Here is a 12577-nt window from a genome sequence, read left to right as displayed (position 1 = left end):
TTAGAGCCAGCGCTCATGCACAACAATAGTATCACCCGGCTGAACCAAATCATCCATCTTCGCGCGAAGTTTAGTCGTTCCTGTGGTCGCTTTGCGGTATATCGTCACTGAGTTTTTGGTTGCAACATCGCTGAACCCGCCTGCCGTGCTGATCGCTGCGCGCACACTCATGCCAAATACAAATGGGAATTGCCCGGAACTGGCAACTTCGCCTTGGATATAGAACGGTCGATATTGCGCCACTTCAACAGCAACATTGGGGTCACGAAGATAGCCGCTTGCCAAGCTGGAGGTGATCAATGCGCTAGCTTGGTTCACTGTTTTGCCACGTACATAAACCCGGCCCACCAATGGCATCGATATAAAGCCAGCATCATCAATGCCAAAACTGTTGGTCAATTGAGCGTCATTATAGACTGTGACGCGCAACACATCGCCCGTATCAAGTTGATAGGCGACGTGAGATTTTTCGAATGCCTGCCCGTTATGTGTGGAAGGGCGTGGTCCAGTAGCACACGCTGAAACAAAGAGCAGGGCAAACAAAGCGGCGAAACGCACCAAACGCATAACAGAGACCTTTTGAGATTCGAAGTCGAGATCTCTTATGGCTGCTTATGGTTAATAATCCGGAAAAATCACCGTCTAATCGACGGTGAAGTAAAATCTTCAGGCAGCAAAGTTAACCGAATTCTTACCATACAGGGGTCACAAAGGATTCTAAATGACGAAGACTTTGAAGGATTACTTCACATGACCCAGAATGGGCCTCGAAGCTACGAAGACGTTCAGATCAATATGTTCAACTTGTTCGGGGCGATTTTTCGTGCGTTGCCGCGCATACTTGTTGTTACGGCAATATTGTGCGGGCTAACCTTTGTTTCATTCTCCTTCATGACCAAACAGTATTCGGCTGAAACCAGCGTGTTGCTTGAACCGCGCAGCGATAGTTTTGCCCAATCTGCTGGTACGCGCACGAACCAAACCAGTGTATCGGCAGTGGATGGTGCTGCCATTGCTAGCCAGATTCAACTCCTCAAATCGCGTGAAACACTTTTGCGGGTGGTTGATGAGCTTGATCTGCGTTCGAATGCGGAATTCGTCGGCAGTTCTGTTGGGCCTCTAGATTTGGTTTTTGCGCTGTTTTCAGTTGGCCAAGACGCGGCAACTAAAGCAGAAAATGATTCGACTGATGACAAGATTATCGGAAAACTGACCAAGAACTTGGTTGCGGCACAAGCAAGAGATAGTCGCGTCATTTCGATAAAATACACTTCAGAATCCGCACAAACAGCCAGCAAAGTCGCGAATGCCCTTGCAAAGGCATTGGTGGATCGGCGCTCTGGTCTGTCAATATCGGACACTTCTGATGCAACGGTCTGGCTTAGCCAAGAAATCAAACGGCTAAGTGCAGATGTTTCGGCCGCGGAAAACGCCGTGGCAAACTTTCGCGTAAACAACGATCTATTCAGATCAACTGAAACGACTTCGCTTATTGGCCAGCAATTATCTGACTTGTCGCGCCAAATCAGCACCGTATCTGAGCGAAAGAACGCCGCGAGCACGCGTGCCCGACTTATTCGCGACTTGCTCAGCTCCGGGCGCAGCCTTGAGGCAGTTCCGGACGTGCGTCAGTCCCCAATCGTGCAACGCATGTCAGAGCAAAAGGCAAATTTCCAAGCTTCGCGCGCACAGTCTTCTGCCACATTGCTAGACAATCACCCAACGCTACAAGCGCTCGATGCTCAGATTCGCGATATCGACCGCCAGATTCAGCTTGAAGGGCGCAGAATTGCGGAATCATTGGAGACTCAAGCGCGCATTGAAGGGGAACTTGAAAAGTCGCTGCGCGATGACTTGGTTCGCTTAAAACTATCAGCTTCCGGCGCTGAACGTAGCGGAGTGACGTTGGCCGAGCTAGAACGTGAAGCTGCAGCCAAACGCGATTTGCTCAATACATTCCTTGCGCGTCAAAGCGAAGCAACTGCACGTACCAATACAGGGGCCATATTCCCCGATGTTCGCATTATCTCCACAGCGGCTACACCTACCAAAGCCTCTGCACCAAACAAACCATTCTTGTTGCTTTTGGTCGGCGGCCTTTCCGTCGTTATTCAACTGGGAATGGTGATTATCAGCGAACTTGCTGCTGGCAATGTGATTACCGTTCGGCACGAATTGCAACGTGAAGAAGTGGCTGATTTGGCTGTTCGCACTGAACCTATGGTCAATACTCAGCCTGAACAAAAAGAAGACGAGTTTGCCAGGTTCAAAGAACCCGTCGCCGAAACCTTGCCTGAGGTAGCACCCGAGCCAGCAAGCTTAAGAGAGCTTCGTGAGGCAGCCAGTGTATTTGAGGAGCCAGAGGTGCAAGAGACAGTGTATGTTGAACCCTCGCCACAACGCGTGGAACAAGCGGCTGTTTCTCACCCCCCAAGTGATCTAACCAAAATTGCAAAAAGTATTCGCCAAAATGGAATGAGTACAGTGCTTGTTGCAAGTGCTGACCAGACGCGCGCTGACAGCGTGACCGCAACACAATTGCAGCAACACCTTTCCTTGAACGGCGCATCAACCATTCTAGTGAATGCCGGCGGCGCCGATAATGTGGGCATGCTTGGACTGACAGACATGTGTGTCGGTGAAGCCGACTTTGGTGGGATCATCAAAGTAGGGGCCAGCGAAAATGAGTTTTTCGTGCCGTGGGGAACCAAGAGCCGACTACAGTTCTCCAATGAGCGGTTTTCGCTGATGTTTGATGCACTCGGCGAGATTTATGACTATGTGATCGTGGAATGTGGTCAGTTTGGACTGCGCGCACCGCTTTCTCCATTTGCTGATATGGACGCGACATTGCTCATTGTTGGCGACTTTATGGACACACAAATGCGTGCCCATATGGAGGAGGATGCCAATGCGATTGGAATTGACAACGTGTCATTTGTGACGCGCGATAAACAAGAATCCAACGTAGCCTAGTTAGGCAAAGCTGTGAAAAACTTGAAATATCGTCTCATCCATCTGGCAATGGAGTGCTTTGCACTCCCAGGCGTTGCACGTTCAATTCGGGCTTTGTCGAAGTGCAAAGGTACGATCTTCACCATGCATCGCGTTTTGCCAGGCACACCAGCGGCTTTTTCCCCCAATGGTATTCTTCAGATCACGCCCGAATTTCTTGAAACGGTTATTGTTGGTTGCCAAAAGCAGAATATTGATATTGTCGACTTAGATGAGGCAATGCGCCGACTTCGATCAAAAGAGCCGGAAAAACAATTCGCTGTTTTTACATTTGACGACGGCTACAAAGACAATTTGGAATTTGCCCTGCCAATATTGCGCAAGCACAATTGTCCATTCACCCTGTTCATTGCACCGAATTTGATTGATGCTCAGGCCGAGATCTGGTGGCAAGCGCTTGAGGATATTATTGGCGAAAACGATAGTCTTGAGTTTGATCTAGGGCAGGGTATCGAATATCGAGAAACGGCAACAACCCAGAGCAAACTCGACGTGTTTGATGAGCTTTATTGGTTCATGCGTGAAAAGCCAGAAGCTGACCGTCTAAAGCTCTTATATCGTTTGGCGAAGCGCTATGCGTTCAACCTGAGCGATCATTGTCGCAATTTGATTATGGATTGGGATGAACTTAGAACCTTTGTCGATGAGCCGCTTTGCACAATTGGCGCGCACACGGTCAACCATTACGAGTTGAACAAATTGCCAGCCGATAAAATGCGGACGGAAATCGAGGATTCTGTCAAAATTCTGACCCTGCGAACAGGCAAGCAGCCAGACCACTTTTCCTACCCAATCGGCGGGAAACTGTCGGCAGGGCCAAGGGAATTTGCGGCCGTTAGGGACTTGGGACTTGTGACGGGCGTAACCACTCGGCCAGGTGGTCTTTATGCTGAAAATGCAGAGCATCCCGAAGCTTTGCCGCGTATCTCACTCAATGGCAATTATCAAAAGAGCCGCTTTGTTGACGTTTTTCTGACAGGAGCAGTCTTTACGACGCACAGCGGCATGAAAAAGGTCAATGTGAACTAGGTGGCAGCTCGTCAGGACGCGCTGACATCCATCTAATGGCCCAAGTCGCTGGGAAAAACCAGCAACTGCCAGCAACCACAAAATATGCCAACAAGATCAGATTGTGCGCACCGGTGAGCCAGTTCTCGTAGATGAAGACGGCAATCGAAGCGTAAACAACGATGATCAACAGCAAAAGCGGAATGCCGAGCAATTTGCGCTGACGTAGACTCATATTGATCCCAATCACTTTGCTTAACGTATGAACCGGTGCGGCATTGCAGTCCCTTGCGGAAATGCACACAAGGATTTAACACAAAGCACCGATCAAACAAGAGTAGATACGCCACATGTCTGTTTCCAATCAGCCTATCAGCGAACAAACGTACGAAGCTAAAATCAGACCAGTTCGCATTTGGTTATATGTGCTGGCACTTTTGGTGCTGTTGATGGTGATGGTCGGCGGTGCAACGCGTCTCACAGATTCAGGTCTGTCGATCACACAGTGGAAGCCCATATCTGGCACAATTCCACCGCTGTCCTTAAAAGACTGGAACGCCGAATTCGACGCCTACCGACAGATCCCTGAATACCAACAAATCAACAAGGGCATGTCCCTTGAAGAGTTTAAAGGTATTTTTTGGTGGGAGTGGGGGCATCGCTTTTTGGGGCGATTCATCGGCTTGGTTTTTCTTGTGCCATTTTTGGTGTTCCTTTTCCAACGCAGATTGGACTGGAAACTGGCCCCCGCGCTCGCCGTACTGTTTGTCATGGGTGGTTTTCAAGGGTTTTTAGGCTGGTGGATGGTGTCGTCCGGCCTTGTTGAGCGCGTGGACGTTTCACAATATCGTCTGGCCGCGCATTTGGGGGCCGCATGCATATTATTTGTTGCGCTTATTTGGGTCGCCCGCCAGTTGCGCCCTGCTCAAGTCATGTGGGTGCAAAAAGGGTGGCGACCTTTGGTCGTCTTCTTCGGCCTCATTGTTTTCGTGCAAATTATTGCAGGGGCGTTTGTCGCTGGGCTGGATGCTGGGTTTAGCCACAACACCTGGCCTTTGATGGATGGAAAATTCATTCCAAATGGATTGGCTATGCACCATCCAATCTGGATCAATAGCTTTGAAAACATCATCACTGTTCAGTTTAATCACCGCATGATTGCATACCTCATCTTGGCACTCGCGGTTGGTCTGTCGTGGCATGCTTGGGCAAAAACGCAATTCGACGGCGTGCACGGCTGGATGCTGATCATTGCTGGTTTGACCCTTTTACAGGTGATTTTAGGCATTTTGACCTTGATTTATGTGGTGCCGATGCACCTTGGGTTGGCGCATCAGGTCACAGCATTTGTTTTGATGGGCTCAGTTGCTGCCTATCTATCTGATATGTCACGACAAAATTAGTGGTATTATTATACCGCTTTTCTAACGTGTTGATATATAACGATATAAACTTTGCGCTTGACGGGGCGTCGATATTTGTCTAAATCGCCATTCGAACCTACTGGAAATCGGGATATTGCCTGGTTTATTGATCCAGCAAATCAAGGATTTGGAAATGAAGACGTACTCGGCAAAACCGAGCGAGATCGAGAAAAAATGGATCTTGATCGACGCAGAAGAAATGGTGGTTGGTCGCCTTGCTGCATTCATCGCAACACGTTTGCGCGGTAAGCACAAAGCCTCTTTCACACCACACATGGATTGTGGCGACAATGTTATCGTCATCAATGCTGACAAAGTGAAATACACCGGCAAGAAGATGGACAACAAAATCTTCTACTGGCACACAAATCACCCAGGCGGCATTAAAGAGCGTTCAATGCGCGATCTACTTGAAGGTCGTTTTCCTGAACGTGTTTTGGAAAAAGCCATTGAGCGTATGATGCCAGGTGGTCCGCTAACACGCGCCCAACTGAAAAACCTCCGTGTATACGGTGGTTCTGAACATCCTCATGAAGCCCAAAATCCAGAAGTTTTGGACGTCGCGTCTATCAACCCTAAAAACAAGCGGGTGAAGTAACATGGCTGAACAAGAGACCATCAACTCGCTCGAAGAATTGGGCGAAGTAGCAGCAGTAGCAACTCAAGAAGCAGCTCCTGTATACGAACAAAAACTTGATGCACAAGGCCGTGCATACGCAACCGGCAAGCGTAAAGACGCTGTTGCTCGCGTATGGATTAAGCCTGGTTCAGGCAAAATCACCATCAATGGTCGTGAAATGCCTGTTTATTTTGCACGTCCAGTTTTGCAAATGGTTGTACAGCAGCCAATCGTTGCAGCTGAACGCAAAGACCAATATGACGTTGTTGCTACCGTTTCTGGCGGCGGCTTGTCTGGTCAAGCTGGTGCGGTTCGTCACGGTATTTCAAAAGCCCTTACACATTTCGAGCCTGCGCTTCGTCCTGTGTTGAAAAAAGGTGGCTTCCTTACACGTGATAGCCGTGTTGTTGAACGTAAGAAATTCGGTCGGGCAAAAGCGCGTCGTTCTTTCCAGTTCTCAAAGCGCTAATTTTCCAAGCACTTTGCATACAAATTCAAAGGGTCGGCTTTTGCCGGCCCTTTTTTGTTCTCAAGCGGATAGGTACTGCGCCAATCTTTTGTTGCGGAGCAGGGCGATGCCACATAACCTAGCATTTCTTCACATGTATAGGATTCCTTCGTGCAACGCTCCCAACCCCTAAAGGCTGCCTATTGGATGGCAGGTGCCATGGCGTCTTTTTCCCTGATGGCAATTGCAGGGCGAGAGCTAGGCGGGCTGTTGGATACTTTTGAAATCATGATGTATCGCTCGTTTTTGGGTGTGTTCATTGTGGTCGCTGTGGGTAAATTTGCAGGAACGTTGGGGACCATAGGTTTCAACCAAATCAAACTGCACGCGCTGCGCAATGTGTCTCACTTTGTGGGGCAAAACCTTTGGTTCTATGCGGTTACTATTGTGCCGCTCTCCCAGCTTTTTGCCTTCGAGTTTTCAGCGCCGCTTTGGGTTATCGTGTTGGCCCCAATCTTTTTGGGCGAAAAGCTGACGGCGACCAAAGCTTTTGCTGCAGTTCTAGGCTTCACGGGTATTCTGATTGTGGCGAGACCGGGATATGTGGAAGTGGACCCAGCAATTATAGCTGCTGCCGCATGCGCAATTTTCTTCGCTGGCACAACAATGGCCACAAAAAAGCTTACGGGAACTCAGTCAACAACCTCAATATTGTTTTGGCTTGTTGTCATGCACTCCGTGCTTGGGTTGGTATGTGCGGGATTTGACGGGCAAATTGCCGTGCCAGAAGGAATGGAAATTGTGTTGGTCGCAGCGATCGGAATTTGTGGATTGCTTGCCCATTTTTGCATCACCAATGCACTCAATTTAGCCCCGGCAACGGTTGTCACCCCGCTAGAGTTCTTGCGTCTTCCGCTTATCGCGTTCATTGGTTTTGTGCTTTATCAAGAGGCGTTTGAGTGGCCAGTGATTGTGGGGGCTGCCTTGGTGCTTGCTGCCAATACCATAAATATTCGAGCGGAAAATGCGCGCAATAAACAAATTGCGGCGCGCACCGCGTAGAAGACTTTCGCACAGATCTCTACAAATACGCTTGACTCTATTTCGAGATGTATCTAATTAGATTGTATTCGAAATAGGATGTGTCTGTGAATTTGGTTTTTGAAGCTCTGTCGCACACAGTGCGGCGAAAAATTGTGAAAGTCCTGAAACAAGGTCCAAAATCTGCGGGTGACTTGGCGGAACTATTTGATCTGACCAAGCCAACGATGTCTGCCCATTTTGCAAAGCTAAAGAAAGCCGAACTTGTGCGCACTACGCGGCAAGGGAACACCATCCTTTATCATCTCAACGCATCCGTGCTGGAAACAGCACTCAGTGATTTGCTCGACTTTAAACAAGGTGGCTCAAATGATTAAAACCTTCTCTCCCATCAACATTTTCCTTTTGCTGATTATCCTCGCCATTTTTGTGTTTGGATTGGTCACCATACCAGCGGATCAGTTGGTGGCGGTACACTGGAACATCAACGGCGAAGTTGATTTTGAATTGCCTGCCAATTTGGCGCTTTGGATTGGCCCATTGGAATGTCTTGTGGTGATTCTTGGTGTGTATTTTGCACATAAAAACATGCCGACCGAAGAGTTTGCAGCGGCAAAGTCACTCCTTGAAGCCTCGGTATCTATCGCCTTTGGTGCAGGTTTGCTGGTGCAGTCCGTCATCACGTTGAGTGCATCGGGTTATGTGCTAGATGTGCCGCAAATCGCTACAATTTTTATCGGTTTTGTAATGCTGATCTTGGGTAACTATTTGCCCAAATCACAGGCGAACAGAGCAGCAGGAATTCGTCTGCCTTGGACGATGCGTTCAGAAACGGTTTGGACAAAAACCCACCATTTCGCTGGCAAATGCTTCATGGCAGCTGGAATGGTTATCTTGTTGGCGGGGGTTATCAACTTCGCAGCGCCTGTCATACTCATCATAGCACTCGCCACCGTCCTATTGTGCGTCGGTTTGGTGGGCTTCTATAGCTACTCTATCCGTGAATTGACTTAAACTCAGCTAGGCATTGCCGCTATTGCGCGGCATTGCCTTGGCGTACGGTCGAAGACTCAAAATTCGTTATAACTTCGCCAATAAGATCACACGCCCGCTGACAACCGTCTTCTGCATTGAGCTTGGCCGCAATTTGTTCAGCGTTTTTCTTGTAATCATTGTTGGTTGCCAGTTGGCGCAAAGCAGTTGCCAAATCGTCAGATGTCAATTTGCGCAATGCAATTGGTTTCGGCCCGCACCCAAGGGCATGGACACGACGGCCCCAAAATGGCTGATCCATGGTCTGAGGCACAACCAATGCAGGCTTGCCGGCGTGTAGACCCGCAGAGGTCGTGCCTGCGCCGCCGTGATGTACAACACCCGCAACATATTTGAAGAGTTTATCATGCGGTGCGCGACGTATCGCATAAATGCTGTCTGGTAAATCTTCAGGGTTTATACCGCCCCAACCACGACCCACTACAAGACGTCCGCCCCATTTGGCTACGGCGTCCTTTAGGATCTGCGTATTGCGCTCAGCGCCAAACGGCATGGAACCAAAGCCCACATAGATCGGTTTGGAGCCGTTGGCCAAGAACTCTTTAAAGCTTTCACTCGGCTCCCAATTCGTTTGATCTTTTAACTGCCAATAGCCCGTCACATGTGCCGTGCGCGGCCAGTCGTCGGGTCGGCGGCTAATGTGGGCGGAATAGGCATAGAGCGCGGGCAAATCAAAGCCATTGTTGTCTTTAAAGAAACCACCCTTTTTGCGTGGCTCCATCCCCATGAGGGCCTTACGCAACTTGTTGCGCGGCCAATCATAAAACATCTGCTGCCAATTCATCGGCGCATGCGAAATATAATTGAAAGCTGGCCCCAAGTCGGGACCATCATAGGCAACAATAGGGAACTCGCTTGTGGCGGTGAGGGGCTGGAGGGCCGACATTACCACAGGTATGTCCAAAGCTTCGCCGATATCGATGCAGAATGTGGTGTTCATATTTGCCATCAGCAAATCAGCGCCTTGGGCCATTTCCCAAGACCGACGCGCGGCAATCTCAACGATTTTTTGACCCTGGCGCATCAATTTTGGCGCGCTCGTCAGCAGTGATTTGCTCACCACTTCATCCAAATTCGATTGTTTTACAAAGGTTTGGATGTTTCGGCCAAGCGAGAAAAATTCCAGACCATTGGCCTCGATCATCTCTTTAAAGTCATTGGGCGCGCCCAAGACTACCGAATATCCTCGATCCCGAAGAGCAATTGCCAGAGCCACATAGGGCTGGACATCACCTTGCGTGCCGATCGTGGCGATCGCAATGCGTTTTGCCATCAAAACCTCACTTCCCAATATTCCGCAGAACCCCAAAAAGGTACCGCGTCCACTCATCCTACCATTTACAACGCCATGCGGCGCGGATAAAACAGCGCAAACGGACATATTTCTTTCGCACAATCAACCAAAGAGGGCAAGTATCATGAGCCAGAAGCTCAACGCCGCACTGCTGGGTGCCTCCGGGTATACAGGGGCTGATTTAATGCGATTGGGTATTTGTCATCCCAATATCAATTTCACTGTTCTTACCGCCAATACACATGCTGGAAAGCCCGTAGAAGAGGTGTTTCCGCACTTAGGTGGTGTTGACCTTCCACAATTACAACGTGCTGACGATATCGATTGGTCTGCGTTAGATGTTGTTTTTTGTGGACTACCACACGCCACTAGCCAGCAAATTGTGTCTCAAATCGTACAATCGACCGACAAACCGAAGATCATCGACATGTCAGCGGATTTCAGATTACGCGATCCAGCGCAATACAAAAGCTGGTATGGCAATGAACACGTCGATCCAGCACTGCAGGATATCTCCGCTTACGGCCTGACAGAGCACAATCGAGACGCGATTCGCACAAAACGGATCATCGCGTGCCCAGGCTGCTATCCAACAGCCACCCTATTGGCGCTATTGCCTTTGGCCAAAGCGCAGTTGATCAATGTTGAAGCTTTGATCATTGACGCAAAGTCTGGCGTCACGGGCGCGGGCAGGGGCTTAAAGCAAAACACACTCGCGGCAGAAGCGGGCGAAAGCATGTCACCCTATGCTGTCGGCGCACATCGGCACACCGCTGAGCTTGAGCAAGAAATTGGCGCTGTTTCGGGCAAAGAGATCAAAGTGAATTTCACTCCGCACTTGATTCCCATGTCACGTGGTGAATTGATCACAGCGCATGTGGAACTGGAAAAGGGTAAGTCAGTCAATGATTTACGAGCGGCTTTAGACTCAACTTACAAAGGCGAGCCTTTCGTTCGCGTGTTGAATGAAGGCAAAATGCCTTCAACCGGTATGGTGCGCGGCTCCAACTCTTGCGTCATCAATGTGTTCGAAGACCGTATTCCGGGCCGCGCCGTCGTCATCGCTGCGCTCGACAATTTGGTCAAAGGCAGCGCGGGCCAAGCTTTGCAAAACTTCAATGTGGCCTTCGGCATTGAAGAAAAGACTGGCCTTAGCCAGCTGCCAATGTTCCCATAAATTCAATCACTTACACTGGCTCGCAGAATCACATTGCGAGCCAGTTGATTCCATTGTTGAGCAACAAACCCTAAATTCTATCCAGCAATTTGTACCAAGCAAAAGCAGGCGGCAGCAGGTTTCGGCGTAGGGGGCCCAATTCGAACTTGCGCATTTTCTTCTGCATCAGTTGGGCGTGTGGCATTGTTTGGTTGCCAAGCGCCATGTCAGCCACCAGAGCACCGCAATAGGGCGCCATGCTGACCCCATTCCCATGGTAGGCCATGGCTGCATATGCGCCATCCATCCCTTCAATCGGGCCTGCAAACGGCACCAAATCACGGGACATGCAAATCAAGCCCGACCAGAAGTGGTCTGTTTCAACCTTGCGCCACTTGGGGAATAGACGGTCAAAGTCGGCACGCGCAATCTGCTTGGTCTTTTCCATGTTCTGCACGCTGGCCCTAACAGAGCCGCGCAAGCCAAATAGCATGCGCTTATCAGGCAGTAGCCTGAAGTAATGTAAAAGATTGCGAGTATCCACCACCATTTGCTCGCTCCACCAGCCCTGACTTGTCAATTCGTCGTCAGCCAGTGGCCGGGTGACCATTATGTTTGATTGCACCGGCATGTAACGAGAAGCAAAGGCGTTCGGCACATCGTCGCTAGAATAGCCATTCGTGGCCACAACTAGCTTTTTCGCCCGCACGATACCGCTGGCCGTGTGCAGTGAGAAACCATCATCAAATTCTATGTCTTGAACTGCGCTGTTGGCAAAAATCCGAACTCCGGCTGAAGAGGCCGCGCTGGCTAGCCCCAATATGAATTTCATTGGGTTTAAGGCAAAACCTATCGGCAAGTTTACCGCGCCATGGAATTCTGGGCTGTCCATGCCATGTTCAGCCATAGCGCTTTTGTCGAGGAACTCACAATCAAGGCCATAACGAGACTGATACTGTGCACCGTAATCTTTTACCGAACTGACGGCCGTTTCGCTATGCGCTGCAAACGTGTAGCCTTTCGAGTGACGGTCAACGTCAAGTGAAAGCTCAACGATCAGCCCCTCAACAAAGTCGACAGCAGCGCGTTCCGTCGCAAAATAGGTGCGTGCATCTTCTTGGCCGAATCTTGCCACAATTTGTTTGTCTGAAAGTTTGGACCCGCCAACCGAAACCAATCCGCCGTTTCTGCCCGACGCGCCCCAGCCCGGCGCGTTAGCATCAACAACCACCACGTCTGCACTGTGTTTTGCAAGGCGTAGGGCGGCGCTGAGGCCAGTATAGCCGGCACCAATGATGGCAAAATCGCAATTGATTTCATCTGAAACACTCGGGTAATGGGGACCATTGTCCGGCATGAAGCCGTGCCAATAGCAGTTTTCGATGGGCTGAGCACCATACGCCATGGGTTCATAGATGCGTTTCATAACAACACTCATTGTATTTTCATTGGAGACTAGATTGGTGCGAAGCTGCGGTAAAGCGAGCACTTTGTGTACTTGATCCCGCAGCTGGGCAAC

General features: G+C 49.8%; 13 protein-coding genes. 9 read left to right on the top strand and 4 right to left on the bottom strand.

The features are described from left to right. Complete coding sequence (locus tag O4H47_RS00505; protein ID WP_269391970.1) at positions 1-567, bottom strand: polysaccharide biosynthesis/export family protein; 567 nt, start codon at positions 565-567, stop codon at positions 1-3. A gap of 183 nt (positions 568-750) precedes the next feature. Between O4H47_RS00505 and O4H47_RS00500 the strand changes: the two genes are divergently transcribed. Together O4H47_RS00500 and O4H47_RS00495 are read left to right on the top strand one after the other, a co-directional pair. Next, a complete protein-coding gene (locus O4H47_RS00500) occupies positions 751-2976 on the top strand; it encodes an exopolysaccharide transport family protein (RefSeq protein ID WP_269391969.1) in 2226 nt (741 codons plus the stop codon). Between the two features lie 12 nt (positions 2977-2988). After that, positions 2989-4044 carry a polysaccharide deacetylase family protein gene (locus O4H47_RS00495; RefSeq protein ID WP_269391968.1) on the top strand — a complete coding sequence of 352 codons (1056 nt, stop codon included), beginning with the start codon at positions 2989-2991 and terminating at the stop codon, positions 4042-4044. Here the strand turns inward: O4H47_RS00495 and O4H47_RS00490 are convergent. Beyond that, positions 4031-4258 (bottom strand): DUF2842 domain-containing protein, encoded by a 228-nt coding sequence (locus O4H47_RS00490; protein WP_269391967.1) that lies wholly within the window; start codon positions 4256-4258, stop codon positions 4031-4033. The two genes, O4H47_RS00495 and O4H47_RS00490, sit on opposite strands and share 14 nt — an antisense overlap. 115 nt (positions 4259-4373) lie before the next feature. Between O4H47_RS00490 and O4H47_RS00485 the strand changes: the two genes are divergently transcribed. The 6 genes from O4H47_RS00485 (at position 4374) to O4H47_RS00460 (ending at position 8569) form a co-directional block, all read left to right on the top strand. Next, complete coding sequence (locus O4H47_RS00485; protein WP_269391966.1) at positions 4374-5426, top strand: COX15/CtaA family protein; 1053 nt, start codon at positions 4374-4376, stop codon at positions 5424-5426. A gap of 154 nt (positions 5427-5580) precedes the next feature. Further along, positions 5581-6045, top strand: a complete 465-nt coding sequence (gene rplM, locus O4H47_RS00480) for a 50S ribosomal protein L13 (RefSeq protein ID WP_269391965.1) — start codon at positions 5581-5583, stop codon at positions 6043-6045. Position 6046: 1 nt separating this feature from the next. Further along, positions 6047-6535: a 30S ribosomal protein S9 gene (gene rpsI / locus O4H47_RS00475; protein WP_269391964.1), complete on the top strand. Its 489-nt coding sequence runs from the start codon at positions 6047-6049 to the stop codon at positions 6533-6535. A 150-nt stretch (positions 6536-6685) separates the two neighbouring features. Continuing rightward, entirely contained in the window at positions 6686-7576 is an 891-nt protein-coding gene (locus tag O4H47_RS00470) for a DMT family transporter (RefSeq protein WP_269391963.1), read from the top strand. 86 nt (positions 7577-7662) lie between these two features. Beyond that, complete coding sequence (locus O4H47_RS00465) at positions 7663-7932, top strand: ArsR/SmtB family transcription factor (RefSeq protein WP_269391962.1); 270 nt, start codon at positions 7663-7665, stop codon at positions 7930-7932. Continuing rightward, complete coding sequence (locus tag O4H47_RS00460) at positions 7925-8569, top strand: SdpI family protein (RefSeq protein ID WP_269391961.1); 645 nt, start codon at positions 7925-7927, stop codon at positions 8567-8569. Before O4H47_RS00465 ends, O4H47_RS00460 begins: the two co-directional genes overlap by 8 nt. Before the next feature lie 19 nt (positions 8570-8588). On the opposite strand, the gene O4H47_RS00455 is transcribed toward O4H47_RS00460, so the two are convergent. After that, positions 8589-9881: a glycosyltransferase gene (locus O4H47_RS00455; RefSeq protein ID WP_269391960.1), complete on the bottom strand. Its 1293-nt coding sequence runs from the start codon at positions 9879-9881 to the stop codon at positions 8589-8591. Between the two features lie 145 nt (positions 9882-10026). Between O4H47_RS00455 and argC the strand changes: the two genes are divergently transcribed. Then, a complete protein-coding gene (gene argC / locus O4H47_RS00450) occupies positions 10027-11079 on the top strand; it encodes an N-acetyl-gamma-glutamyl-phosphate reductase (protein WP_269391959.1) in 1053 nt (350 codons plus the stop codon). A 70-nt stretch (positions 11080-11149) separates the two neighbouring features. Here argC and O4H47_RS00445 read toward each other — a convergent pair whose 3' ends face one another. Then, positions 11150-12496, bottom strand: a complete 1347-nt coding sequence (locus O4H47_RS00445; RefSeq protein WP_269391958.1) for an NAD(P)/FAD-dependent oxidoreductase — start codon at positions 12494-12496, stop codon at positions 11150-11152. Between the last annotated feature and the right edge of the window lie 81 nt (positions 12497-12577).

Source organism: Maritalea porphyrae, assembly GCF_027213965.1.
GTDB classification, from domain to species: domain Bacteria; phylum Pseudomonadota; class Alphaproteobacteria; order Rhizobiales; family Devosiaceae; genus Maritalea; species Maritalea porphyrae_A.
Note: the sequence above shows the minus strand (reverse complement) of the source record. Positions and strands in the feature narration are given on the sequence as shown.